Source organism: Pseudomonas sp. G2-4 (genome assembly GCF_030064125.1).
Lineage (GTDB): Bacteria > Pseudomonadota > Gammaproteobacteria > Pseudomonadales > Pseudomonadaceae > Aquipseudomonas.
In genome coordinates this window covers 650,267-676,624 of sequence record NZ_CP125957.1, presented here as the reverse complement: position 1 = coordinate 676,624, position 26,358 = coordinate 650,267, and the positions used below count along the sequence as shown (strand labels likewise).

At 60.2% G+C, this 26,358-nt stretch carries 17 protein-coding genes, 1 tRNA gene and 1 pseudogene; 14 read left to right on the top strand and 5 right to left on the bottom strand.

What is annotated here, in order from left to right:
- Window positions 1–113 precede the first annotated feature (113 nt).
- The 3 genes from QNH97_RS02940 to QNH97_RS02930 all read left to right on the top strand — a co-directional run bounded on the left by QNH97_RS02940 (window position 114) and on the right by QNH97_RS02930 (window position 4,237).
- Window positions 114–1,385 carry a YeaH/YhbH family protein gene (locus QNH97_RS02940; protein WP_283555530.1) on the top strand — a complete coding sequence of 424 codons (1,272 nt, stop codon included), beginning with the start codon at window positions 114–116 and terminating at the stop codon, window positions 1,383–1,385.
- Window positions 1,382–2,947, top strand: a complete 1,566-nt coding sequence (locus QNH97_RS02935; protein ID WP_283555529.1) for a SpoVR family protein — start codon at window positions 1,382–1,384, stop codon at window positions 2,945–2,947. Before QNH97_RS02940 ends, QNH97_RS02935 begins: the two co-directional genes overlap by 4 nt.
- 63 nt (window positions 2,948–3,010) lie before the next feature.
- Window positions 3,011–4,237: a multifunctional CCA addition/repair protein gene (locus QNH97_RS02930; protein WP_283555528.1), complete on the top strand. Its 1,227-nt coding sequence runs from the start codon at window positions 3,011–3,013 to the stop codon at window positions 4,235–4,237.
- Window positions 4,238–4,389: 152 nt separating this feature from the next.
- On the opposite strand, the gene folK is transcribed toward QNH97_RS02930, so the two are convergent.
- Both folK and folB read right to left on the bottom strand, forming a co-directional pair.
- Entirely contained in the window at window positions 4,390–4,908 is a 519-nt protein-coding gene (gene folK / locus QNH97_RS02925) for a 2-amino-4-hydroxy-6-hydroxymethyldihydropteridine diphosphokinase (protein WP_283555527.1), read from the bottom strand.
- Window positions 4,899–5,252, bottom strand: a complete 354-nt coding sequence (folB, locus tag QNH97_RS02920) for a dihydroneopterin aldolase (RefSeq protein WP_283555526.1) — start codon at window positions 5,250–5,252, stop codon at window positions 4,899–4,901. The genes folK and folB overlap by 10 nt, the downstream gene beginning before the upstream one ends.
- 74 nt (window positions 5,253–5,326) lie before the next feature.
- On the opposite strand from folB, the gene plsY reads away from it, so the two are divergent.
- A complete protein-coding gene (plsY, locus tag QNH97_RS02915) occupies window positions 5,327–5,896 on the top strand; it encodes a glycerol-3-phosphate 1-O-acyltransferase PlsY (RefSeq protein ID WP_283555525.1) in 570 nt (189 codons plus the stop codon).
- Between the two features lie 8 nt (window positions 5,897–5,904).
- Here plsY and tsaD read toward each other — a convergent pair whose 3' ends face one another.
- Window positions 5,905–6,930 carry a tRNA (adenosine(37)-N6)-threonylcarbamoyltransferase complex transferase subunit TsaD gene (tsaD, locus tag QNH97_RS02910; RefSeq protein WP_283555524.1) on the bottom strand — a complete coding sequence of 342 codons (1,026 nt, stop codon included), beginning with the start codon at window positions 6,928–6,930 and terminating at the stop codon, window positions 5,905–5,907.
- 199 nt (window positions 6,931–7,129) lie between these two features.
- Here tsaD and rpsU point away from each other — a divergent pair, with 199 nt between their 5' ends.
- From rpsU to QNH97_RS02885, 5 genes are all read left to right on the top strand, one after another.
- A complete protein-coding gene (gene rpsU, locus QNH97_RS02905) occupies window positions 7,130–7,345 on the top strand; it encodes a 30S ribosomal protein S21 (protein WP_002551877.1) in 216 nt (71 codons plus the stop codon).
- A gap of 472 nt (window positions 7,346–7,817) precedes the next feature.
- Window positions 7,818–9,776 carry a DNA primase gene (gene dnaG / locus QNH97_RS02900; RefSeq protein WP_283555523.1) on the top strand — a complete coding sequence of 653 codons (1,959 nt, stop codon included), beginning with the start codon at window positions 7,818–7,820 and terminating at the stop codon, window positions 9,774–9,776.
- 67 nt (window positions 9,777–9,843) lie between these two features.
- A complete protein-coding gene (gene rpoD, locus QNH97_RS02895) occupies window positions 9,844–11,691 on the top strand; it encodes an RNA polymerase sigma factor RpoD (protein ID WP_283555522.1) in 1,848 nt (615 codons plus the stop codon).
- A gap of 124 nt (window positions 11,692–11,815) precedes the next feature.
- Window positions 11,816–15,559, top strand: coding sequence for a bifunctional diguanylate cyclase/phosphodiesterase (locus QNH97_RS02890; RefSeq protein ID WP_283555521.1), 3,744 nt, complete (start codon window positions 11,816–11,818; stop codon window positions 15,557–15,559).
- Between the two features lie 15 nt (window positions 15,560–15,574).
- Window positions 15,575–15,651, top strand: a tRNA-Ile gene (locus tag QNH97_RS02885).
- A gap of 88 nt (window positions 15,652–15,739) precedes the next feature.
- Here the strand turns inward: QNH97_RS02885 and QNH97_RS02880 are convergent.
- The gene (locus QNH97_RS02880; protein WP_283555520.1) at window positions 15,740–17,065 is read right to left on the bottom strand and encodes an NAD(P)/FAD-dependent oxidoreductase; all 1,326 of its coding nucleotides are present in this window, start codon (window positions 17,063–17,065) and stop codon (window positions 15,740–15,742) included.
- Window positions 17,066–17,587: 522 nt separating this feature from the next.
- Here QNH97_RS02880 and QNH97_RS02875 point away from each other — a divergent pair.
- On the top strand, window positions 17,588–20,035 hold the full coding sequence (locus QNH97_RS02875; protein WP_502944527.1) for a hypothetical protein: 2,448 nt from the start codon (window positions 17,588–17,590) through the stop codon (window positions 20,033–20,035).
- 35 nt (window positions 20,036–20,070) lie between these two features.
- Window positions 20,071–20,532 (top strand): Lrp/AsnC family transcriptional regulator, encoded by a 462-nt coding sequence (locus tag QNH97_RS02870; RefSeq protein ID WP_283555518.1) that lies wholly within the window; start codon window positions 20,071–20,073, stop codon window positions 20,530–20,532.
- A 56-nt stretch (window positions 20,533–20,588) separates the two neighbouring features.
- On the opposite strand, the pseudogene QNH97_RS02865 reads toward QNH97_RS02870, so the two are convergent.
- Window positions 20,589–20,904: pseudogene (locus QNH97_RS02865) on the bottom strand (XRE family transcriptional regulator).
- 312 nt (window positions 20,905–21,216) lie between these two features.
- On the opposite strand from QNH97_RS02865, the gene QNH97_RS02860 reads away from it, so the two are divergent.
- The 3 genes from QNH97_RS02860 (at window position 21,217) to pqqF (ending at window position 26,226) form a co-directional block, all read left to right on the top strand.
- Window positions 21,217–22,899 (top strand): flavin monoamine oxidase family protein, encoded by a 1,683-nt coding sequence (locus QNH97_RS02860; RefSeq protein WP_283555517.1) that lies wholly within the window; start codon window positions 21,217–21,219, stop codon window positions 22,897–22,899.
- Window positions 22,900–22,911: 12 nt separating this feature from the next.
- Window positions 22,912–23,706 carry a carbon-nitrogen hydrolase family protein gene (locus QNH97_RS02855; RefSeq protein WP_283555516.1) on the top strand — a complete coding sequence of 265 codons (795 nt, stop codon included), beginning with the start codon at window positions 22,912–22,914 and terminating at the stop codon, window positions 23,704–23,706.
- Between the two features lie 90 nt (window positions 23,707–23,796).
- Window positions 23,797–26,226: a pyrroloquinoline quinone biosynthesis protein PqqF gene (gene pqqF / locus QNH97_RS02850; protein ID WP_283555515.1), complete on the top strand. Its 2,430-nt coding sequence runs from the start codon at window positions 23,797–23,799 to the stop codon at window positions 26,224–26,226.
- The last annotated feature ends 132 nt before the right edge of the window (window positions 26,227–26,358 follow it).

Sequence of the window (26,358 nt, the reverse complement as noted above, 5' to 3'; positions counted from 1 at the left end):
GGCAAGCTATAAGCGACAAGCTGCAAGAAAAAAGCAGGTGAACCTGGTATCCGGGTAACCGCTTCTACTTGCAGCTTGTAGCTCACCACTTGAAGCTGCCCGGAGGGCCACCTATGAGCTATGTGATCGACCGACGCCTTAATGGCAAGAACAAGAGCACGGTGAACCGCCAGCGTTTCCTGCGGCGTTACCGTGACCACATCAAGAAGGCCGTCGAAGAGGCGGTCAGCCGGCGCTCCATTACCGACATGGAACATGGCGAGCAAATCAGCATTCCCGGCCGCGACATCGACGAGCCGGTGCTTCACCATGGTCGCGGCGGTAAACAAACCGTGGTGCATCCCGGCAACAAGGAGTTCACCAGTGGCGAGCACATCCCTCGTCCGCAGGGTGGAGCCGGCGGCAAGGGGCCCGGCAAGGCCGGTAACTCCGGCGAGGGCATGGATGAGTTCGTGTTCCAGATCACCCAGGAGGAATTCCTGGAGTTCATGTTCGAGGACCTGGAGCTGCCAAACCTGGTCAAGCGCAACCTGACAGGCACCGACACCTTCAAGACCGTACGTGCCGGTATCAGCAGCGAAGGCAATCCTTCACGCATCAATATCATCCGAACGCTTCGTTCAGCCCATGCCCGGCGTATTGCACTGTCAGGTAGCAGTCGGGCCAAGCTAAGGGAAGCCAAGGAAGAACTCGCTCGCCTAAAGCGCGAAGAACCTGACAATTTCGGCGACATTCAGGACCTTGAGGCGGAAATCGAGAAACTCAGCGCACGCATCCATCGCGTACCGTTCCTCGATACGTTCGACCTCAAGTACAACCTGCTGGTGAAACAGCCCAATCCCAGCTCCAAGGCCGTGATGTTCTGCCTGATGGACGTGTCCGGCTCCATGACCCAAGCGACCAAGGACATCGCCAAGCGCTTCTTCATCCTGCTGTACCTGTTCCTCAAGCGGAACTACGACAAGATCGATGTGGTGTTCATCCGCCACCACACCAGCGCCCGGGAAGTGGACGAGGAAGAGTTTTTCTACTCCAGGGAAACCGGCGGCACTATCGTTTCCAGCGCCCTGAAACTGATGCAGGAAATCATGGCGGAGCGCTACCCCGCCAATGAGTGGAATATCTATGCAGCCCAAGCGTCCGACGGCGACAACTGGAACGACGACTCACCGATCTGCCGTGACATCCTGATCAACCAGATCATGCCGTTCGTCCAGTACTACACCTATGTGGAAATTACTCCACGGGAACATCAGGCGTTGTGGTACGAATACGAACGCATTGCCGAAGCTTTTTCCGACACATTTGCCCAACAGCAACTGGTCTCGGCCGGGGATATCTACCCGGTCTTCCGTGAACTCTTCCAGCGCAGGTTAGTGACATGACCGCCAAAAAAGAGCAGAAGCGCAAGCCCATTTCCACCGGCTCCGAATGGACGTTCGAGCTGATCCAGGCCTACGACCGCGAAATCAGCCGTATCGCGGACCGTTATGCCCTGGATACGTACCCGAACCAGATCGAGGTGATCACCGCCGAGCAGATGATGGACGCCTACGCGTCGGTCGGTATGCCGCTGGGTTACCACCACTGGTCCTACGGCAAACACTTCCTCAGTACCGAGAAGTCCTACAGCCGGGGCCAGATGGGACTGGCCTACGAGATCGTGATCAACTCCGACCCGTGCATTGCCTACCTGATGGAAGAAAACACCATCTGCATGCAGGCTTTGGTGGTGGCGCATGCCTGCTACGGTCACAACAGCTTCTTCAAGGGCAACTACCTGTTCCGTACCTGGACCGACGCCAGCTCGATCATTGATTACCTGGTGTTCGCCAAGCAGTACATCATGCAATGCGAAGAGCGCCATGGCATCGACGCGGTGGAGGATCTGCTGGATTCCTGCCACGCCTTGATGAACTACGGCGTGGACCGCTACAAACGGCCGTATCCGATTTCTGCCGAAGAAGAGCGCCGGCGCCAAAAGGACCGTGAGGAGCATTTGCAAAAGCAAATCAACGATTTGTGGCGCACCATTCCCAAAGGCGCTGACAAGTACAGCGAAAAAGACAACGCGCGCTTCCCTGCCGAACCGCAGGAAAACATCCTCTATTTCATTGAAAAACATGCGCCGCTGCTGGAGCCATGGCAACGGGAAATCGTGCGCATCGTGCGCAAGATCGCCCAGTATTTTTATCCACAGCGCCAGACCCAGGTCATGAACGAGGGCTGGGCCACCTTCTGGCACTACACGCTGATGAACGACCTGTACGACGAGGGCTTGGTCACCGACGGCTTCATGATGGAGTTCCTGACGTCCCATACCAGCGTGGTGTTCCAGCCCGGCTTTGACAGCCCGTACTACAGCGGCATCAACCCTTACGCACTGGGCTTTGCCATGTACCGGGACATCCGCCGCATGTGCGAACACCCCACCGATGAGGATCGCCACTGGTTCCCCGATATCGCCGGCTCGGACTGGTTGTCTGCCATCAAGTTCGCCATGAGCAGTTTCAAGGACGAGAGCTTCATCCTGCAGTACCTCTCGCCCAAGGTGATCCGCGACCTGAAACTGTTCAGCATCCTCGACGACGACCAGAAAGATGACCTGTTGGTGCCAGCCATTCATGACGAAGGCGGTTATCGCATCATCCGCGAAACCCTGGCGGCCCAATACAACCTGGGCAATCGCGAGCCCAACGTGCAAATCTACAGCATCGACCGCCGAGGCGACCGCTCACTGACCCTGCGCCACCAGGCGCATGACCGCAAACCGCTGGGTGACTCCACCGATGAAGTGCTCAAGCACTTGCACCGTCTCTGGGGTTTCGACATCCATCTGGAAACCCTGCAGGGCGACCAAGTGATGAAGACCCATCACGTACCGCCCCGAACCGAGCAAACCGAAGGAGACTATGGCCGCTTGGACCTGGCCGTCATTCATCTTTGATTCCGTTTTCGCCTCCGAACGTCCGGCGCAAAGGTTATCCTGTCGGACCAACGGAGGTTTTTTATGCAGATCTATAAAGTCGGCGGCGCCGTTCGCGATCGCCTGCTGGGCATCCCCGTCACTGACATTGATCGAGTTGTGGTGGGTGCCACCGCCGAGGAAATGCTTGCCAAGGGATTTCGCCCCGTGGGGGCTGATTTCCCCGTGTTCCTCGACCCAAAAACCGGCGAGGAATACGCCCTCGCCCGCACCGAGCGCAAAAGCGGTCGGGGCTATGGCGGCTTTGTTTTCCACGCCAGCCCTGAAGTGACCCTCGAAGAAGACCTTATCCGTAGAGACCTTACGATCAACGCAATGGCTGAAGACGACAACGGCCATCTGACTGATCCGTACCACGGCCAGCGCGATCTCGAAGCCCGCATTCTTCGCCACGTTTCCCCCGCATTTGCCGAAGATCCCCTCCGAGTCCTGCGGGTTGCTCGCTTCGCCGCACGCTATGCTCCCCAAGGCTTCAAGGTGGCCAACGAGACCCTTGAGCTGATGCGCCAGCTCAGCGATTCCGGCGAACTGGAAGCGTTGACCGCCGAGCGCAGCTGGAAAGAAATTTCCCGCGCCCTCATGGAAAACCAGCCGCACGTCTTTATTCAGGTCCTGCGCGACTGCGACGCCCTCAAGGTCTTGATGCCCGAGGTCGACGCACTGTTTGGCGTGCCACAGCCTGAGGCCCATCACCCGGAAATCGACACTGGCCTGCACACCCTGAGCGTGCTGGAACAGGCAGCGTTGCACCGGCAGCCTCTTACAGTCCGCTGGGCGTGCCTGCTACACGACCTGGGGAAAGGTCTGACACCTGAACATGAATGGCCACGCCACATCGCCCATGAGCACAAAGGATTGAAGCTGATCAAAGCGGTCAGCGAGCGCTTCAAGGCGCCCCGCGACTGTCAGGAGTTGGCGTTGCTGGTCGGCCAGTACCACACCCATGGGCATCGCGCGCTTGAGCTGAAGGCTTCTACCTTGCTTGAGCTGTTGCAGAGTTTTGATGTGTACCGCCGTCCCCAGCGCTTCGAGGAATTCATCGCGGCCTGTGAGATGGATGCGCGGGGACGCAAGGGGCTTGAAGATAGAAGTTATCCACAGGCTGATTATCTGCGCGGTGCGGCAGCAGCGGCACGCGGGGTGGCGGTGCAGCCTTTGTTGGAGAAGGGCTTCAAGGGGCCGGAACTGGGCGAGGCGATAAAGCGCGAGCGGCTCAAGGCATTGAAGGCCTACAAGGAAGCAGCGAGCTGACGGGAGCTTCGCGTCAGCTTGGCATTAGCAGTGGATGTGCCGCCGTCATCGCGAGCAAGCTCGCTCCCACATGGACTTTCAGCGAACACATGTCTTGCGTTCGACTGAAATCTACTGTGGGAGCGAGCCTGCTCGCGATGACGGCAGGCGCCTCACAGCATATTCGACGGCGTGAGCGGCTGGCCCCGCCACTCAAAGGCCACCGGCGCCAACACCTGATCAATCTGCGACTCATCCCACAAAGTGGCGAAGCTTTTGCCTACGCCAGGATGAATTCGATCCGGCGCGATCAATGACAAAGGCCACAGAACAAAAGCGTTCTTGAGGATCTCGGCGCGCGGCAGGATGAGCCCGTCGAAGTTGCCGACCCGCTCGCCATACAACAGCACATCGATATCCAGCGGCAGCCCCTTGCGATCCGGCGCATAACGCCCGTTGTCCGCCTCGATGAACTTGAGGCGACGATCCAGCTCCATCAGCGGCAGATCCGTGAAGGCCGACACGACGAAGTTGAAGAACGGCCCGCTTTTGATTCCCACCGGCTGGCTCTCGAACACAGCCGAACAGCGTATGTCCACCAGGAAGCCGGCCAGGGCTTCAAGACCGGCGCACAAATGGGTTTCGCGCTCGATATTGCTGCCGAGCCCGAGAAAAACCTGAGTCAGCGACATCCGCGCTCGATCTCCACGCCAACACCGCTGGCCGCCGGTACGGCGCCGGGCTTGGTCACCTTCAGACGCAGCCAGGTGATATTGAACTCGTCCATCAGCTCTTGGGCCAGTCGTTCGGCGAAGGTTTCAACCAGTTGGAACTGCGCCTGCCCGGCAAACGACTGGATGCGCGACGATACGCTGGCGTAGTCGAGCGCCAGGGTCAGGTCATCGTCCGCGGCGGCCGGGCGGTTGTCCCAAGCGAAACTCAGATCAAGCCGCAGACACTGTCGGATGCCTCGTTCCCAGTCGTAGGCACCGATTACCGTGTCGACTTCCAGGCCCTCGATAAACACTCTGTCCAAGCACTCTTCTCCGCAGCACGACAAGGGCGCAATGCGCCGTTAGAATCAGGGCGTCCTCGCCCGGAATAGTTAGCATGTTTTGGTTACTGGCGATTCTCGCCTACCTGCTCGGCTCGCTGTCCTTTGCCATTTTGCTCAGCCGCCTGACCGGTCGCCCGGACCCGCGAATGAGTGGCTCGGGCAATGCCGGTGCCACCAACATGCTGCGCCTGGCCGGACGCAAACTCGCCATCCTGACCCTGCTTGGCGACCTCTGCAAAGGCCTTTTCCCGGTATTGATCGCCAGCCTTGCAGGGCTCTCGTTGCAGCAACAGGCCTGGATCGGCGTCTGCGCCGTCATCGGTCATCTGTTCCCACTTTACTTTCGCTTTCGCGGTGGCAAGGGTGTCGCCACCGCTGCCGGCATGCTGCTGGGCCTGTACCCGCCCGCCGCCCTGCTGGCGGTTTGCGCCTGGCTGCTGACGTTCTACCTGACCCGCACCAGCTCACTGGCGGCGCTGATCGCCACACCGCTGACCCTGCCGCTACTGGCCTGGCAGGAACCAGCGGCCTTGCTGCCGATGAGCGCACTCGTCGCATTGATCGTCTGGCGCCACCGGGGCAATCTACGCGACCTGTTCGCCGGGCGCGAACGGCATTTTTAAATGCCCCGTCACAGTGGCGACAACTGCTCCATCGGCCAGCGAGCCTGCACACTGATCGCCAGGCTTTCATGCTGGCCAGCCTGCAGGCGCTGACAGCCAGCAAAGGCAATCATCGCGCCGTTATCGGTACAGAACTCCGGCCTGGCGTAGTAAACGTCGCCCTTCATGTCACCGAGAATTTTCTCCAGCGATACCCGCAAGGCCTTGTTCGCACTCACCCCGCCGGCGATCACCAGGCGCTTGAGCCCGGCCTGCTTCAGGGCGCGCTTGCACTTGATGGTCAAAGTCTCCACCACGGCCTGCTGGAACGCCAGCGAGATGTCGCAACGGGCTTGCTCACTGTCGTCCCCGGCTCTAACGCATTGCTGCCAAGTGTTCAGGGCAAAGGTTTTCAGGCCGCTGAAACTGAAATCCAGCCCTGGCCGGTCGCACATCGGACGCGGAAAGACGAAACGCCCTTCAATGCCACGGGCGGCAAGCCGCGCGATTTCCGGCCCGCCAGGATAATTGAGGCCCATCATTTTCGCGGTTTTGTCGAAAGCTTCGCCGGCGGCGTCGTCAAGGGTTTCGCCCAATAGCGCGTATTGGCCGATTCCATCGACCCGGACCAACTGCGTATGACCGCCCGACACCAACAAAGCGACGAACGGAAATTGCGGCGGCTGCGGCTCCAACATCGGTGCCAGCAGGTGGCCCTCCATGTGATGCACGCCAAGGGCCGGGATGCCCCAGGCAAACGCCAGCGCCTGGGCACAGGACGCACCTACCAGCAGCGCGCCCACCAGGCCCGGCCCGGCGGTGTAGGCGATGGCATCGATCTCGGTCGGCACACTGTCGGCTTCGGCCAGGACCTGACGGATCAAGGGCAGCATGCGCTTGACGTGATCGCGGGACGCAAGCTCGGGCACCACGCCGCCGTAGGCACGGTGCAGGTCGATCTGACTGAACAGCGCATCGGCCAGCAGGCCGCGCTCACTGTCGTAGAGTGCAACGCCGGTTTCGTCGCAGGAGGTTTCTAATCCCAGTACTAGCATGGGTTTGCGCCTTGTTGAGGCTGAATTCGAAGGCGCGCATAATAGTCGCCACGTTGTGCCCCGACCAGCGGTTTTCGATCAGAGGCTTTGCATTCCGAGCGATGAGGGGTTAACATCCGCAACCCTTAAAAACCGACGTCTTCAAGTGCTCTTTTGCCACGAGGATGTTGACCCCGGTAATGAATGAAGGTAGCTCTGGATGCCAGCCGTCAAAGTAAAAGAGAACGAACCCTTCGACGTAGCTCTGCGTCGTTTCAAGCGCTCCTGCGAAAAAGCCGGTGTTCTGGCTGAAGTTCGTAGCCGCGAATTCTACGAGAAGCCGACTTCTGAGCGTAAGCGTAAAGCAGCAGCCGCTGTTAAGCGTCACGCCAAGAAAGTTCAGCGCGAACAGCGCCGCGCCGTACGCCTGTACTAATACACAGACGTCCGTAGCAAGCTTCTGCCAAGCCCGGCCCTCAAGCCGGGCTTATGGCATTTGCGGAATAACGCTTGATGCTTCACCGTCAAAGTCGCAGACGCGACCACGACAACCTGCTTCACCCACGTCAGACCTGGCTTTGTTGCCAGCGGTGCACGTCTCTTCTGACGAGCCTACCAAGGCTACTGACGAGCACACCCCTGATTCCTCTAACGACGATCAGCCCAAGGCACCCGCTTGCGTGCCCGCTTCATGAGCTATCCGAGGCCTGACCGGCCGTTACCGGACTCAGCGCAACACATTCAAACAGTCGAATACTGATAGTTATTAACGTCAGTGGATTATCGGCAGATACACTTCCCGACAGTAATGATGCAGACGCCCCGGTCGAGCCACCGATTTACCGTGCCTCAACGGTTACGCCTGCTGATTTCGGGTCCATATTTCGCGCAGTGATGATGAGAACGCCATGGCCGGGCTGATTCCCCAGAGCTTTATTGACGACCTCCTGAACCGCACCGACATCGTCGATGTGGTCAGCTCTCGCCTGCAAATGAAGAAAGCGGGCAAGAACTACACGGCCTGCTGTCCGTTCCACAAAGAAAAAACCCCCTCCTTCAGCGTCAGCCCCGACAAGCAGTTCTACTACTGCTTCGGCTGCGGCGCTGGCGGTAACGCCCTCGGCTTCATCATGGACCACGACAACCTGGACTTCCCCCAGGCCGTCGAAGAACTGGCCAAAGCCGCCGGCATGGAAATTCCCCGCGAGGAGAGCGGTCGACAGCACAAGCCGCGTCAACCGACCGACTCGCCGCTCTATCCGCTGCTGACCGCGGCCGCCGACTTTTATCGCCAGGCCCTCAAAAGCCATCCGGCACGCAAGGCGGCGGTCGACTACCTCAAGGGCCGTGGCTTGACCGGCGAAATCGCCCGCGACTTCGGCCTCGGATTCGCCCCGCCCGGCTGGGACAATCTCTATAAGCACCTGAGCAGCGACACGTTGCAGCAACGCGCCATGATCGATGCTGGCCTACTGATCGAGAATGCCGAAACCGGCAAGCGCTACGACCGCTTCCGCGACCGGGTGATGTTCCCGATCCGCGACTCGCGCGGACGGATCATTGCTTTCGGTGGCCGGGTGCTGGGCGACGACAAACCCAAATACCTGAACTCCCCGGAAACCCCGGTATTCCATAAGGGCCAGGAACTCTACGGCCTGTACGAAGCGCGCAAAAACAACCGCAACCTCGACGAGATCATTGTCGTCGAAGGCTACATGGACGTGATTGCCCTGGCCCAGCAAGGCTTGCGTAATGCCGTTGCGACCCTGGGCACAGCCACCAGCGAAGAGCACATGAAGCGCCTGTTTCGCGTCGTGCCCAACGTGCTGTTTTGCTTCGACGGTGACCAGGCCGGTCGCAACGCCGCCTGGCGCGCACTGGAAGCCACCTTGCCGTGCCTGCAGGACGGGCGTCGGGCACGGTTTCTGTTCCTGCCCGAGGGCGAGGACCCCGACACTCTGGTTCGCTCCGAAGGCACCGATGCGTTCCGCGCGCGGATCAATCAGCATGCACAACCATTGGCCGATTATTTTTTCCAGCAATTGACCGAAGAAGCCGACCCGCGCTCCCTCGAAGGCAAGGCCCACATGGCCACGCTCGCAGCACCGCTGATCGACAAGGTGCCCGGCGCCAACCTGCGCACACTGATGCGTCAGCGCCTGACCGAAATCACCGGCCTCAACAGCGAAGCGGTCAATCAACTGGTCCATAGCGCCCCCCAGGAAGCGCCGCCGGCTTACGATCCGGGCATCGATTACGACGCGATGCCGGACTTCGCCGACTATCATCAACCTCAGCAGGATTACGCGCCGCAACAGGAATGGACGCCGAAAAAGCCCGGTAGCGGCGGCAAGAAATGGGACAAAAAACCCTGGGACAAGAATGGCAAACGCGGTGATCGCGACGCGCCACGTGCCCCGCGCGTGCCGGCCGCCGTCGAACCACCAACACTGGCCGCCCTGCGCACCTTGCTGCATCACCCGCAACTGGCTGAGAAAGTCGAGGACGCAGGACACTTCGCCGCCGAGGACCACAGCAATACACAATTGCTGGTCGCACTCCTTGAAGCCGTGCAGAAGAACCCCAAGCTAAACTCTTTCCAGTTGATTGCACGGTGGCACGGCACTGAGCAGGGGCGCCTGTTGAAAGCCCTGGCCGAGAAGGAATGGCTGATTGAAGGAGACAACCTTGAACAACAGTTTTTCGACACCATTACTAGCTTGTCCGCCCGCCAACGCGAGCGAAATCTGGAACAACTTCTGCGAAAAGCTCGCCAGAGCGAGTTGACCAGCGAAGAGAAAAACCAATTGCGCGACTTACTCAGCCGCAATGTTTGCGCATCAAACCCGACCTCAACTGGCGCGTGAGGTCACAGCTCAGGTATAATCCTCGGCTTGTTTTTTGCCCGCCAAGACCTTCAGTGGATAGGGTGTTATGTCCGGAAAAGCGCAACAGCAGTCTCGTATCAAAGAGTTGATCCTATTGGGTCGTGAGCAGGGCTACCTGACTTACGCGGAGGTCAACGACCACCTGCCGGAGGATATTTCAGATCCGGAACAGGTGGAAGACATCATCCGCATGATCAACGACATGGGGATCAACGTATTCGAGGTTGCTCCAGATAAGGATGCCCTTATGCTGGCCGACGCCGATACCGACGAGGCGGCCGCTGAAGAAGCGGCCGCAGCGTTGGCAGCGGTCGAGACCGACATTGGTCGCACCACGGACCCCGTGCGCATGTACATGCGTGAAATGGGTACGGTAGAGCTCCTCACACGTGAAGGCGAAATCGAAATCGCCAAGCGTATTGAAGAAGGCATCCGTGAAGTGATGGGCGCAATCGCGCACTTCCCTGGCACGGTTGACCATATTCTCTCCGAGTACACCCGCGTCACCACCGAAGGTGGCCGCCTGTCCGACGTCCTGAGTGGTTACATCGACCCGGACGACGGTATTGCGCCGCCTGCCGCCGAAGTGCCGCCGCCCATCGATCCGAAAGCCGTCAAGGCCGACGATGAAACCGATGACGACGACGCCGAAGCCAGCGACGACGAGGAAGAAGCCGAAAGCGGTCCGGATCCGGTCATCGCTGCACAGCGTTTCGGCGCCGTGTCCGACCAGATGGAAATCACCCGCAAGGCGCTGAAAAAGCACGGTCGCAACAACAAGCAGGCGATTGCCGAGCTGTTGGCGCTGGCCGAGCTGTTCATGCCGATCAAACTGGTGCCCAAGCAGTTCGAAGGCCTGGTAGAGCGTGTGCGCAGTGCCTTGGATCGTCTGCGTCAGCAAGAGCGCGCGATCATGCAACTTTGCGTACGTGATGCCCGCATGCCGCGTGCCGATTTCCTGCGTCAGTTCCCTGGCCACGAAATCGACGAAAGCTGGACCGATGCATTGGCCAAAGGCAAAAGCAAATACGCTGAAGCCATTGGTCGCCTGCAACCGGACATCATTCGTTGCCAGCAGAAACTGAGCGCGCTGGAGGCCGAAACCGGCCTGACCATCGCCGAGATCAAGGACATCAACCGTCGCATGTCGATCGGTGAGGCCAAGGCCCGCCGCGCGAAGAAAGAGATGGTTGAAGCGAACTTGCGCCTGGTGATCTCCATCGCCAAGAAGTACACCAACCGCGGCCTGCAATTCCTCGATCTGATCCAGGAAGGCAACATCGGCCTGATGAAAGCGGTGGACAAGTTCGAATACCGTCGCGGCTACAAGTTCTCGACTTATGCCACCTGGTGGATCCGTCAGGCGATCACTCGCTCGATCGCCGACCAGGCCCGCACCATCCGTATTCCGGTGCACATGATCGAGACAATCAACAAGCTCAACCGTATTTCCCGGCAGATGTTGCAGGAAATGGGTCGTGAACCGACTCCGGAAGAGCTGGGCGAACGCATGGAAATGCCTGAGGACAAGATCCGCAAGGTATTGAAGATCGCCAAAGAGCCGATCTCCATGGAAACCCCGATCGGTGATGACGAAGACTCCCATCTGGGTGACTTCATCGAAGACTCCACCATGCAGTCTCCGATCGACGTCGCCACCGTTGAGAGCCTCAAGGAAGCGACTCGCGAAGTACTCTCCGGCCTCACAGCGCGTGAAGCCAAGGTATTGCGCATGCGCTTTGGCATCGACATGAATACCGACCACACCCTTGAGGAGGTTGGTAAGCAGTTCGATGTCACCCGTGAGCGGATTCGTCAGATCGAAGCCAAGGCGTTGCGCAAACTGCGCCACCCGACGCGAAGCGAGCATCTGCGCTCCTTCCTCGACGAGTGACCTTCAAACCCCCGGCCCTGCCGGGGGTTTTGTTATCTACAGATAAAATCCCCCCCGCTATGTCCCCCCGCCCCATTGCCCGTCTACACTCGAAACATCCTCCCCAAGCCATGACGAGACACTGATGCCCAGACTGACGGCCGCGCTTTTGCTGTCCTTGATCACCTGGACCGCAACAGCTGGCGCGTTGACGCTTACCGAAGAGGAGCTCCGCTGGCTCAAGGACCACCCTGACCTGCGCCTGGGTGTCGATGCTTCATGGCCGCCATTTGAGTTTCGCGACGACCAAGGCCGCTATCAGGGCCTGGCCGCCGATTACGTCGACATCATCCGTGAGCGGCTGGCCGTCAGGCTCTCACCCATCGAGCCGGCCAGTTGGAGCGCCGTGCTGGAACAGGTCGCACAGGGCAAGATCGACCTTTTACCAGGCATCATGTCCACCCCTGAACGTCAGAATTACCTGGCGTTTACCCGACCTTATCTCGACTTCCCCATCGTCATCCTGGCCCATCGTGGCGCCGCCCAGCCTCACAACCTTAAAGAGCTGTACGGACTGAAAATCGCCGTGGTGGAGAACTACGCGCCCCACGAACTGCTGCGCAACCACCATCCCGACCTGAATCTGGTGGCGCTGCCCAACGTCAGCTCAGCCCTGCAAGCGCTGGCAACCGATGAAGTAGACGCCGTGGTGGGCGACCTGGCTTCCAGTGTCTGGAGCCTGCGCCAACTCAAGCTCGAAGGGCTTTACGTCAGCGGCGAGACGCCTTATCGCTATCAACTGGCAATGGCCGTCCCTCGCGACAACAAGATATTGGTGAGCATCCTGGACAAGGTCCTGGCGGACATGACCCCGGCCGAGATCGGCGAAATCCAGCAAAAGTGGGTCGGCAACGTGCACGATTACCGCCAGCTCTGGTCCGACCTGTTGCTGTATGGCGTGCCTGCGCTGATCCTCTTTATCGGCATACTGGCCGTGGTGATTCGCATCAACCGCCGGCTCAGCTCAGAGATCGCCCGACGGGTCGAACTGGAGCAGGAACTGCGCAGTAGCGAATACCATTACCGTGGGCTGGTAGAAAGCCTCTCGGCGATTGCCTGGGAAGCCAGGGTCAGTGATTTCACCTACAGCTATGTCTCGCCCCACGCCGAAGATCTATTGGGCTATCCCCTTTCCCACTGGCTGATCCCGGGCTTCTGGCGCAACATCATCCACCCGGCCGACCTGATACGCGCGCAGACTTATTGCGATCACGAAGTGCTGGCGGGTCGCGACCACTGCATCGATTACCGCGTGATCACCGCCGATGGCCGCTGCCTTTGGGTGCGCGACATCGTCAGCCTGATCGAGCATGGCCACGAACCGGTGATGCGTGGGCTGATGATCGACATCAGCGAAGCCAAGCGCACCGAAGAAGCATTGCGCCTCTCGGAACAGAAATTTGCCTCGGTCTTCCGCCAGTGCCCGGACATCCTAGTGATTGCACGCCTGCTGGATGGCTGCCTGCTGGAGGTCAACAAGGCCTTCGAGGAGCAGATCGGCCTGAGCGCCGCAGAAGTGGTAGGTCGCAATGCGACCGAACTGAATATCTGGGGTATCCAGGGCGTTGGTCCGGGTCTGTTGCAACGCTTGCAGGCCGGCAGCATCCGCAATCTGGAAATGCCCTTCCGCCGTAACAACGGCCAGGTGTTCACCGGGCTGATCTCCGCCGAACCCTTCGACCTCGACACGACGCCTGCCCTGGTCGTAGTGGTGCGGGACATCAGCCAGCTCAAGGAAACCCAGCAGCAGCTGCAGACGTCGGAAGAAAAATTCGCCAAGGCTTTCCACGCGTCCCCCGACGGCCTGCTGTTATCCCGGCAAAGCGACGGCTTGCTGATTGAAGTCAACGATGGCTTCAGCCGCATTACCGGATTCAACAGCGCCCTGTCGGTGGACCGCTCGACCCTGGACTTGGGCATCTGGGTCAATCTCAACGAACGCAAACAGATGCTCGACCTGCTGAAACGGGACGGTTTCGTGAGGGATTTCAGCTGCCATATCCGCCGTAACGACGGGCAGATACGGCTCTGCGAAGTGTCCAGCCGGCCGCTGCCCATCGGCAACGAAGACTGTATGTTGACCATTGCCCGAGACATCACTGAACGCCATCTGATGCAGGAAAAACTGCAACAGGCCGCCACCGTGTTCGAAAGCACCGCCGAAGGCGTGTTGATCACCGATACGCAGCAGCACATCAGCGCTGTTAACCGGGCCTTTACTGAAATCACCGGCTACAGCGAAACCGAAGCCTTGGGCCATACGCCTCGATTGCTGGCTTCCGGCCTGCACGACAGCGCGTTTTATGCCGCGATGTGGCATCAACTGACGGCAGAGGGGCACTGGCAGGGAGAGATTTCCAATCGGCGCAAGAACGGCGAGCTGTACCCCAGCTGGCTGACCATTAGCGCGGTGCGCAATCGGGACCAGCAAATCACCCATTTCGTCGCCGTTTTCGCCGACATTTCCAGCCTCAAACACGCCCAGGCCAGGCTCGACTACCAGGCTCACCACGATCCGCTCACCGGCTTGCCGAATCGCACACTGTTCGAAAGCCGCTTGCTGACAGCCCTGAACAGCCAGCAGGAAAATGGCGGCCAGGGGGCGGTGCTGTTCCTGGACCTGGACCGCTTCAAGCACATCAATGACAGCCTCGGGCACCCGGTCGGCGACCTGCTGCTCAAAGGCATTGCCGTGCGCCTGCGCGAGCAACTGCGCGACATCGACACCGTCGCGCGCCTGGGCGGTGACGAGTTCATCATCCTGCTGCCGGGTCTGCAGCAGCCCAGCGATGCCGAGCACATCGCCCAGAAACTGTTGAACTGCTTTACCGCGCCGTTCCAGGCCGGCGAGCACGAGTTCTTCATCAGCGCCAGCATCGGCACCAGTCTCTACCCGCAGGACGGCTGCGATGTCGCCACGCTGGTCAAGAATGCCGACGCGGCGATGTACCGCTCCAAGGCCAAGGGGCGCAATCGGGTGGAAAGCTACACCCGCGACCTGACCGCCCAGGCCAGCGAGCGGGTGGCCTTGGAGCATGAGCTGCGCAGGGCGATTGAGCGCAACGAGTTGTCATTGTCCTTCCAACCCAAAATCAGCCTCGCCGGCAACCGGCTGGTGGGTGCCGAGGCACTGATTCGCTGGACCCACCCAACGTTTGGCGACGTGCCGCCGGAACACTTCATCCCCCTGGCGGAAGAAAACGGGATGATCCTGCAAATCGGCGACTGGGTACTGGAGCGTGCCTGCCGGCAACTGAGCGAATGGAACGACACCTACCACAGCCTCGGTCCGTTGTCGGTCAACCTGGCCGGCGCGCAACTACGCCAACCGAACCTGTTGGGGCGTATCGAACAACTGTTGCGCGAGAACGGTCTCAAGCCTGGTTTATTACAACTGGAAATTACCGAAAACTTCATCATGAGCCAGGCCGAAGAGGCCCTGACGGTACTCCACCAGCTGAAAAAACTCGGCGTGCAACTGGCCATCGATGACTTCGGTACGGGTTACTCATCCCTGAGCTACCTCAAGCGCCTGCCGCTGGACATCCTCAAGATCGACCAGTCTTTCGTCCGCGGCCTGCCCGATGACCCTCACGATGTGGCCATCGTACGGGCAATCATCGCCCTGGGGCGCAGCATGCAATTCACCATCATCGCCGAGGGTGTCGAAACCCTGGCCCAACAACAGTTCCTGGCCGAAGAAGGTTGCGAACAGATCCAGGGCTACATCGTCAGCCTGCCGCTGTGCGCGGATGAATTTGCGGCTACGTTTCTTCATATGACCGTATCGGATTTTTCGGATAGCACAGCCGCGAAACCGTCGCTATAATCCGCGACCTACTGAGGGCCTATAGCTCAGTTGGTTAGAGCAGAGGACTCATAATCCTTTGGTCCACGGTTCGAGTCCGTGTGGGCCCACCATACAAAAAGCCGCGCATTGCGCGGCTTTTGCGTTTTCGCTCAACCACCACAGACACAGTCCTTGGGTCCGTAAATGGACGGCAGACGTTCAGAAGTCCGCAACCTTGCCCCAGGCCGATGACTGAAAGCGGTCGGGGTGATACGGTCGCGGATCGACGATGGGCGCGACGCCACTGACAATGTCGGCAATCAAATGACCGGCGCCCGGACCAATACCGAAGCCATGTCCACTGAACCCGGCCGCCAATACCAAACCTGGTAGGCTGGCCATCTCGCCGATGCCAGGAACGCCGTCAGGCGTACTGTCCACATAACCCGCCCAAGACGCCGTGATGGAAGACTCTTTCAGCAATGGGATGAGCTCCACCGCACGCTTGTAAGTCAGCTCAACAGCCGCGGCGTCAGCACTAGGGTCGAGGATCCTCATCCTCTCCATCGGCGTCGGCTGATCCAGGCGCCAGCGCTTCCAGCTCTCGTGGCCCGAGCGCAGGCCCTCAAGCCCGCCGGGCGCCAGGTTGCGCCACCGGCGCTGGAACATCGGCAGGAATTGCGGGGCGAAACCGAGCAGTTGGGGGGTCAGGTCAACACGCCCTCTGCCACTGATCGCCAGGGTGTAGCTGCCATCAAAACGGCGCGTCATGGACACACCAGGCGTGTGCAGCGCACTCGGTATCTCATGGTTTGGGGGAGAGACAGAGAGCACGGTCTGACGAATCGTGGCCTGAGGAAAGCGAATGCCGTATTGCCGACAGAACGAGGACGCCCAGGCGCCTGCCGCGAGAACCGCGAGCCGGGTGGAGATGGTGCCTTTTTCGGTTACGACGGCCGACAGTCGCCCGGCCTGGGTCTCGATGCCTCGGACGGCGCAGCCCTGATGCACGGTACCGCCAAGGGCCATGATGGCGCGAGCGACCGCCGGGGCTGCGCGGGACGGGTCCGCAATGCCATCGGAGGGTGAAAAAACCCCGCCTTTCCATTGCTTGCCGGTCGCCCTACCCCGCTCAGCAGCCTGCTGCGCAGTGAGCATGTAGGTCTCGATATTGACGGTGCGGGCAAACTCACCCCAACGCGCCCAACCTGCGATTTCCTTTTCATTGTTGCTCAGGTAGAGCAAGCCACACCGCGTAAACCCTGTCTGCTCACCCGTTTGCGCGCCGAACTGCTCCCACAACTCCAGGCTTTTGGTGGCCATCGGCAGCTCACGCGCATCGCGATTTTGCTGACGGCACCAGCCCCAGTTGCGACTCGATTGCTCAGCGCCTATACGGCCCTTTTCGACCAGCGCAACCTTCATGCCGCGCCTGGCCAGGTAATAGGCCGTAAACGCGCCAATGATGCCGCCGCCAATCACGACTACATCAGCGTCCGTCGGCAGATCGGGAGAGGTTTCTACGGGGATTAATGGTGCTGGCATGTTCTGGGTATCCGTCGCGGGTCGGTAATGGAGTAGGCGGCAGCACATCGGGCAACACCGGATTCGCCTCAATCCGGCCTGGTTCCTTTTGCCTTGAAAAATGTCCTGGGATTAAAGCCCGACCAAGTCCGCCAGGCCGCTCATGAATGCAGTCCTCAATGAGTGTTGAGGTCATACGGAGCAAGCAGCTACTCAGCGCTGAGGCATCGGGCATCGTAGATTTATTACAACACCATGAAGCCATGCATAAACGGTTAAAAGTACGGGCTATCCGATACAAATCACCGTTTAACAGGCCGACCTCGGCAGACTTTGCCGATGAAGCTGGCAGTGTTTTACAACTCGGAAAAAACTTGAGTCCAAAGCTGTTACGAGCGCATTTAGAACGACGGCGATCCTGAAAGATGAGGTCAGCGAGCCAACAGTAGTGCAACATTGTCCATTAGCGCCCTGAAACAAACGGCGCGTGCGGATACAGTCATGAATCAGCACCTGATTCCCCATACCCAGCCTGCCCCTTGAATCCCCAATGAGATAACCATCATCGCCAGCCCCAGCCTCTCCCGACTGTTTCTTGAACTGTTCTGGCAACTTGGCATCCTGCTGCTGCCGGCTTTTTTCGTCACGATATTGCCTCCGCCGCTGGCGCTGCTGGCGGTGTTGTTCTTCGGCCTGCTGATGGGACTCGCCGCGAGATTCGGCTTTTTGTCGGTCGGGCGAGTCTGTGGCAGATTGATCGTCGGCGCCGTGTTCGGCCTGGGTTTCAGCGTGGGCCGGGCCTTGCCTGAGTGGTGGGGCATCCTGGCAGCCATCGCCAGCATCGGCGGTGGGCTGGCGTGCGTCAGCACTTGGGAGCGGCGCCTGGGTTTGGCGCCCGTTTCCGGCAAGGGCGCCAGTGCCTGGGGTGGAAGCGAGCCGCAACTGACGCCTGAAGGCGAGCCGATCCGGGTGTTCAACCACGGTGAAATCGCCATGGGTGGCCCCACTTATTGCGACTATCTGTTCCCCGATGGTGTGCTCCTGCAAGGCCTGGGTTCTTCATCACTGTTTTCCCGCGACGGACGCTATTTTGCGGCGACGGTGCCGTCCCGACAGAACTGGGGACTGGTCGTCCTCGATCGTCAACAGCGCCAGCTGTACCGCTGTGCCGACAGCGAGCTCTGGGAGTTGGACACGTTTGACCTCGACCTGTTGAGCGGCCGCCATAGTCCGTTGGTGGACAACAGCGTTCGCAAAACCCGTCTGGATGAGCTGTTGAAAACGGCCAGCGTGACCAGCCTGGTGCCCGTCGCCGACTTGTGGCTGGAACCCGACTGGCATCCTGCGGGTGTTCAGCAGACGTTCGAACGGCGCTCCGCCGATGGCCAGCAATGTCTGCGGGGCGACATTGTCTTGCCCGCGACCTTTCGCGACCTGGCCCAGCCGCTGGAACCGCTGCTTTCGCCGCGCTATACCATCAGCGCCAACGGGCAACCGTCTGGCCTGCTGATGGCGGCCGATGCGCCGTTGGTATGGAGCAGCGATCAACGCGCCCTGGTGTGCCTGGCCCAGGCGCAAGCCCCTCATGCAGATGGAGACCAATACTGGCTGTGGCAGATCGACAAGGGCTGGCGCGCATTGCCCTCGCCTTGGGTGAAGAGTGACTCGGAACCGTCCTTCTATTGGCATGAGTTACTCAGCCTCGACGCCAGCCATGTGCATATCGGCTCGTACCTCGACTATCCGCGACCGGACTCCGGTCGTTTTGGCTACCGCCTGGACAGTATCCACAGCGATACCGAAACCCAGGCCGGTCACGACGCCCAAGGCCGCGTGCAGGTCGCCGAATTCAAATTGACCCGCACGGCCATTGCAATGCCGTTGGACAGCCGAGGCCTGCGCGGCGACGCGTACATCGAGACGCAACCGATGCAGGACGGCGTGTGTGCCCGGTTGATTTGGCTTGCCGATAACCGCGATGGACTCGGGGGCTATCGCTGCCAGATCGGTGACTGGCACCTGCCAGGCAGTTGGTTGCTGGATCATCGGGTTTCCGATTGCGGACGCTACCTGGCGCTGCTGCCCTTTGAAGGTTCGACGACGGTGGCGACCCATGGGGTGATTGCAGACTTGAAGGAGCGACGCCTGCTGGCAGGGCCTGACATGTGGGTGGCTCGCCTCCTCGATTTTCGTGAGGGCCGGCTGAGCCTGGCGGTGGTTGCCGGTCGCCTGGATCAAGGCCTGGACAGCAATGCGCTGCAACGTTTCAACACCCCCACGCCGCAGATCGACAGCAATCCTTCGTTCTTTCAACCCGACGAACAATCCCGGCTGTTCTACAACACCGTGGAGCTGCAGGTGACCGACTCACAACTGCACAGCGTTACCCCTTGGCGCCTGGTGGATCGTCCGCAAGCAGCCACCGCTGACGGTGACTTCATCCTGCCCGCGCCCGACCAGCAGGATGCCGCCTGGCTGTTCGGCAGCGAGACGGAATATGCCGACAGTTGGGTGCGTGCCCAGACGCCCCGGCTTGGCGGGTACCTGCTGACAGCATCAGGCTGCGCGTTGACCGACCTGGCACCCTCGATGATCTGGTCGGCGGATGGCCGCTATCTGGCCCTGACCTGTATGGCTACCGACGTGACCGAGCTGTGTGGCAACTATCGAGGCTGGCAGTTGTTGCTCCTGGATGTCCAGGCGCACACGTTGCGGGTGCATCCGCAATGGCTGGGTAACCGGCCCCTGTTTGAAGGCTTCGACGACGATCAGGTGCGCGTACGGTGTTTTGAACGCGATTGGGAAGCTGAAGACGATGACGACCAAGGTTCACTACAGTCATTGCCACTGACCCTGTTGCTGCAAGCGCCCGCTGAACAGCTGGTGTGCCAGGACGGTTTCTGGCTCAGGTCCTCGCAGATCCACCTCGCCCCTGCCTGGCGAGCGCTGACTTTGCCCGCCATTGGCTATTTCGAACGCGAGAGCCTGTAACATGCTCGCCACCGATGCCCACGCTGGAGCCCGCCTTGCCTGACATTCGCCCTCCCGTCCTCGACGAAATCGACCGCCAACTGATCGCGGCCCTGCAAATCAATGCCCGGGAAAGCGTCGCCATGCTGGCCCGGCAGTTGGGCATCGCCCGGACGACCGTAACCTCACGCCTGGCGCGGCTGGAAAAAACCAAAGTCATTACCGGATACGGCGTGCGGCTGGGACAACGGGTGATTGATGGTGGTTTGCAGGCTTACGTAGGCATCAAGGTGCAGCCGCGTTCCGGCAAGGATGTGCTGCGACGCTTGAGCGCCATGGCCCAAGTCCAGCAGTTGTGTGCGGTGAGTGGCGAGTTCGATTACGTGGCCTGGCTGCGCACCGATTCGCCGGAGCAACTGGATCAGCTGCTGGACCAGATCGGTAGCGTGGAGGGTGTGGAGAAGACCACCACCTCGATCATTCTCAGCAGCAAGATTGATCGGGGGCAGCCGGTTTAGCGCCGACACATGCAACTTACCTTGTGGGAACAAGCTCCCACAGGGAATATCGCCAGTTACGGTGTTGGATGGGAGAAATTTTCGATCCTGACCTGCCCCTCTGGAAAGGTCGCGATAATCTCCAATTCCCCCCCCCATGGCTCGGATGTAATTTCGCAACGTGCTGATGTACATATCCGTCCGGCGCTCCATTTTCGAGACTGCCGCCTGGTTGATATGCAGTGCCTTGGCCAAGGCCTCCTGGCTCAACTCCTGCGCCTGGCGTAATTCGTGCAACGGCATTTCTGCACGCAACGTCTGATACAGAGCCTGTGCACGAGCCTGGGAGTCAGGCGACCGACGCGCCATCAAGTCGGAAAATTTCTTAGCCATTGTCAAAGCCCTCTCTCTTCAATACTTCCAAATGCTCGTCATAGAGGCGTTTCCGTGGGAGCGCGCTTGCTCGCGATAGCGGTCTGTCAGTCCATGAAAGTGCTGACTGAACCGACGCTATCGCGAGCAAGCTCGCTCCCACACGGGACAGCGTTCGTCATTATGATTGACGGATAGACCAAAACGACTGGATTATGCTCAAAACGACGACACATTGTGTCTTATTAACGTATTTCACCCTCCCTAGAATGGCTGGCATCTTTCCTATACTCAGACGCGAACACCGCGTCGAGTCGTCCATCAAGGTCCGCCATGAACAAGAACAATCGCCACCCCGCAGACGGTAAGAAGCCCATCACCATTTTCGGGCCGGACTTTCCTTTCGCCTTTGACGACTGGATCGAACATCCGGCCGGCCTGGGCAGTATTCCGGCGCACAACCACGGTGCGGAAGTGGCGATTGTCGGGGCCGGTATCGCTGGTTTGGTGGCGGCATACGAGTTGATGAAGCTGGGCCTCAAGCCGGTGGTCTACGAAGCATCGAAAATGGGCGGGCGCCTGCGCTCACAAGCGTTCAACGGCGCCGAAGGCGTGATCGCCGAGTTGGGCGGCATGCGCTTTCCGGTGTCGTCCACGGCGTTCTACCACTACGTCGACAAGCTGGGCCTGGAGACAAAACCGTTCCCCAACCCGCTAACCCCGGCCTCAGGCAGTACCGTCATCGATCTGGAAGGCCAGACCTACTACGCACAGAAACTGGCCGACCTTCCTGCCCTGTTCCAGGAAGTCGCCGACGCCTGGGCCGATGCACTGGAAGACGGTTCGCGCTTCGGTGAGATCCAGCAGGCGATTCGCGACCGAGACGTACCACGTCTCAAGGCACTGTGGAACACCCTGGTGCCACTGTGGGACGACCGCACGTTCTACGACTTCGTCGCCACGTCCAAGGCGTTCGCCAAACTCTCGTTCCAGCACCGCGAAGTGTTCGGCCAGGTCGGCTTCGGCACCGGTGGCTGGGATTCGGACTTCCCCAATTCGATGTTGGAAATCTTCCGCGTCGTGATGACCAATTGCGACGACCACCAGCACCTGGTAGTTGGTGGCGTCGAGCAGGTGCCCCACGGTATCTGGAGCCACGTGCCGGAACGCTGCGTGCACTGGCCGGAGGGCACCAGCCTGAGTTCATTGCACTTGGGCGCGCCCCGCAGCGGTGTGAAGCGCATCGCCCGCGCCGCCGATGGCCGCTTCAGTGTGACCGACGTCTGGGATAACACCCGCGAGTACGCCGCGGTGCTGGTCACCTGCCAGAGCTGGTTGCTGACCACCCAGATCGAATGTGAAGAGGCACTGTTCTCGCAAAAAATGTGGATGGCCCTGGACCGCACCCGTTACATGCAATCGTCGAAGACCTTCGTGATGGTCGACCGGCCATTCTGGAAGGACAAGGACCCGGAAACCGGCCGCGACCTGATGAGCATGACCCTCACGGATCGACTCACCCGTGGCACGTACCTTTTCGACAACGGCGATGACAAGCCAGGCGTGATCTGCCTGTCGTATTCCTGGATGAGCGATGCGTTGAAGATGCTGCCGCATCCGGTAGAAAAACGCGTGAAACTGGCCCTCGATGCCCTGAAGAAAATCTACCCCAAGGTGGACATCGCCGCGCGGATCATCGGCGATCCGATCACCGTGTCCTGGGAGGCCGACCCGCATTTCCTCGGCGCATTCAAGGGTGCCCTGCCCGGGCACTATCGATACAACCAGCGCATGTACGCGCATTTCATGCAGGACGACATGCCGGCCGAACAACGCGGGATCTTTATCGCCGGCGATGACGTCTCATGGACACCGGCCTGGGTCGAAGGCGCGGTACAGACCTCGCTCAATGCCGTGTGGGGAATCATGAAGCACTTCGGCGGTGAAACTCACGCCGAGAACCCGGGTCCAGGTGATGTGTTCCACGAGATCGGTCCGATCGCCCTGCCCGAATAAAAGGAGTTCTTGATGCGTGTAGCCCTTTACCAATGCCCACCGTTGCCACTGGATCCGGCCGGCAACCTGCAACGCCTGCATCAAGTGGCGTTGGAGGCCAGGGGCGCCGATGTGCTGGTGCTGCCGGAGATGTTCATGACCGGCTACAACATCGGCGTCGACGCGGTGAATGTATTGGCCGAGGTCTACAACGGCGAATGGGCGCAGCAGATCGGCCGCATCGCCAAGGCGGCCGGCCTGGCGATTGTCTATGGCTATCCTGAACGCGACGAAGACGGGCAGATCTACAACGCGGTGCAACTGATCGATGCCCAGGGCGAGCGCCTGGCCAATTACCGCAAGAGCCACCTGTTCGGTGATCTCGATCACGCCATGTTCAGCCCTGGCGACTCGGCGCTACCGATCATCGAACTGAACGGCTGGAAGCTCGGCTTCCTGATCTGCTATGACCTGGAGTTCCCGGAAAATGCCCGGCGCCTGGCCCTGGCCGGTGCCGAACTGATCCTGGTACCGACCGCCAACATGCAGCCCTACGAATTCATCGCCGATGTCACCGTGCGCGCCCGGGCCATCGAGAACCAGTGTTTCGTGGCGTACGCCAATTACTGCGGCCACGAAGGCGAATTGCAGTATTGCGGCCAAAGCAGCATCGCCGCACCGGATGGCAGCCGTCCCGCGCTGGCCGGGCTGGATGAGGCCTTGATCGTCGGCGAGCTGGACCGGCAGTTGATGGAAACCTCCCGAGCGGCCTATAACTATCTGCACGACCGTCGTCCCGATCTCTACGGCGACCTGCACAAGCGTTGACCCTGTTTCGAAACACGACGCGATGGGGAAACTCATTGAGAACGTCCCCTAATCCGCTAGCATGAGCGCATCTCTGTTCTGGAAGCGCTCATGCCGGCCCCCGATTTTCTTCGTCCTCACACTGAAACCCTGGCCAACGGCTTGCAGGTGACATTGCGCCATGTGCCCGGCCTCAAGCGCAGCGCTGCAGTACTTCGGGTGGCGGCCGGCAGCCATGATGTGCCCCTCGCCTGGCCGGGATTGGCGCACTTTCTCGAGCATCTTTTCTTCCTGGGCACCGAGCGGTTTCCCACTGGGGAAAACCTGATGGCCTACGTGCAGCGGCACGGTGGTCAGATCAACGCCCGCACCAGCGAACGGACCACGGATTTCTTCTTCGAATTGCCACCCGCCGCCTTCGCCGACGGGCTGGAACGGCTGTGGGACATGCTCGCTCATCCGCGCCTGGATGAAGCCGATCAGTTGCGGGAACGGGAAGTGTTGCACGCAGAATTCATCGCCTGGTCCCAGGACGCGGCAGCCCAGCGACAACTGGCGCTGCATGACGGACTGTCGGCGGCTCATCCGCTGCGCGGTTTCCATGCCGGCAATCGCGACACCCTTGCCGTGTCGCAGCCTGAATTCCAAGCGGCATTGCACGATTTCTATCGAACGTTCTACCAGAGCGGCCAAATGACCCTGAGCCTGGCCGGCCCGCAGAGTGTCGAGGCGTTGAAAGCACTGGCCGAACAGTTCGGCGACAATCTGCCGGCGGGCGAAGCGGTTGCCAGGTTATCGCCACCGGAGCTGATGGAGTCGTCCCAGGGCGATTATCAACAGGCCCGAAAAGATTGTCTGGATCTGCTGTTCACCTTCGAAGATCTACCGGCCGCCTCGCCTCAAGCCATGGACTTTCTCTGTAATTGGCTGAATTCCAGCAAACCGGACGGCCTGCTCGCCACGTTGCGCCAGCGCGGCCTGGCCGACAGTCTCAAGGCCACGCCGCTGTACGAGTTTGCCGGTCAGGCCCTGTTGCACATCGAGTTCAAGCTCGACAACCATCAAGCGGCGAGCGAAATCCAGCCGTTGCTGCACGATTGGCTGGGCTTTTTTGCAGCCCAGGACGACTGGGCAACGTTGCGCGCGGAATTCACCGCGCTGCTGCTGCGTCGACAAGAGACCGGCACCGCGCTTCAACAGGCTCGTTGGGACAGTGAACAGCGCGAAGGGCCGCTGGCGGAAAACGACCTCGTAAGGCTCAGGGCAATCGTCAAGCAATTGCACCCTGCCAATACCGTCACCGAGCAATGGCAGTTGCCCGCGCCCAACCCGTTCCTGCAATCGGCAAGCGAGCCACCTCGCGCCGGGCTGATACGCGGCCAGACCAGCGCCCATCGTGGTTTGCGCACCTTCGCCCAGGATCGCTCCCGGGGCCGCCGGGAGCGCTCACCGATGCAATTCAGCCAGGCGCTGGCAGACAACACCCGAGAAGGCGCGGTGTATCTGCGTTGGCGGTTGGCGAGCCAGGCACCGCTCGATCTTCAAGCCAGGCTCGACCGGCATCTACAGGACCTGCGCGAGGACGCTCGTCAGGCCGGCGTGGACGTCACCTTCGAGCCCGCAGGCAATCAATGGCTGTTGAAGCTGGTCGGCTTGCAGGCCCCTATGCCGTTGGTGCTCGAACATATTCTGACCAAACTGGGCCAACCACTGCCGACGGCCCAGTCCAGGGTCGAAGCGCCGCTGATGCCGATTCGACACCTGCTCAAGGAATTGCCGAAGTATGGTCAGCAGAGCGTGCAGCCTCCGGCGTTGCCACTGTCCGACAGCGTGTGGGCGACTGCCCAGTGGGACGGCTTGGCCATCGGCCTGTCGGTGGCCACCCAGGGCGCCATGGGGCCAGCCCTGGCCCGGGTGCCCGGGATGACCGACCAGGAAATCGAACCGATACCCCCTTTCCGGCAGCGTATCTGGCGTGGGCTCCAAACCCCTGGCGATGAACAGGCCGTCTTGCTGTTCTGCCCCTCGCCCACCCAGGCATTGGCCGACGAAGCGGCGTGGCGACTATTGGCGCAGCTGTGCCAGACCCCGTTTTATCAGCGCCTGCGGGTTGAATTGCAGTTGGGCTATGCAGTGTTCTGCGGTCTAAAACAGATCAATGGGCAAACCGGTGTGTTGTTTGGCGTGCAATCGCCCGCGGCCTCGGCGGAGCAGCTGATCGACCACATCGAACAATTCCTCAACGGGTTACCGGAGCTGATCCAACAGATTGACGATTCGACCCTGACCCGCCAGCAGCATGCCCTCGCCACACAGCTTCAGATCGACACCCTGCCCAGTGCCCAGGCGGCCGAACTGCTCTGGCACGCGAAACTGGCTGGCCTCCCGTCGGATTATCTCCAGAGGTTGGCCGATACCATCGTGCTTGTGGGTCGCGAACAGTTACTGGCCGCAGCCCGACAGTTGATTAACGCTGAAGGTGGCCGGTATTGCCTGGCCAGCGGGGCCTGCCCAGGATCGCCCTGGCTAGCGGCAGATTGATCATTACAGCGGCTGCAATGAGCTTTCTTCGAGAATCGCGGCGAACGAATTTGTCAGATTTAGTAACATAGCCGCCTAAGCATCTGAACATCTCCGAACGGAGGTGGACTATATGTATAGATCCAAACCGTC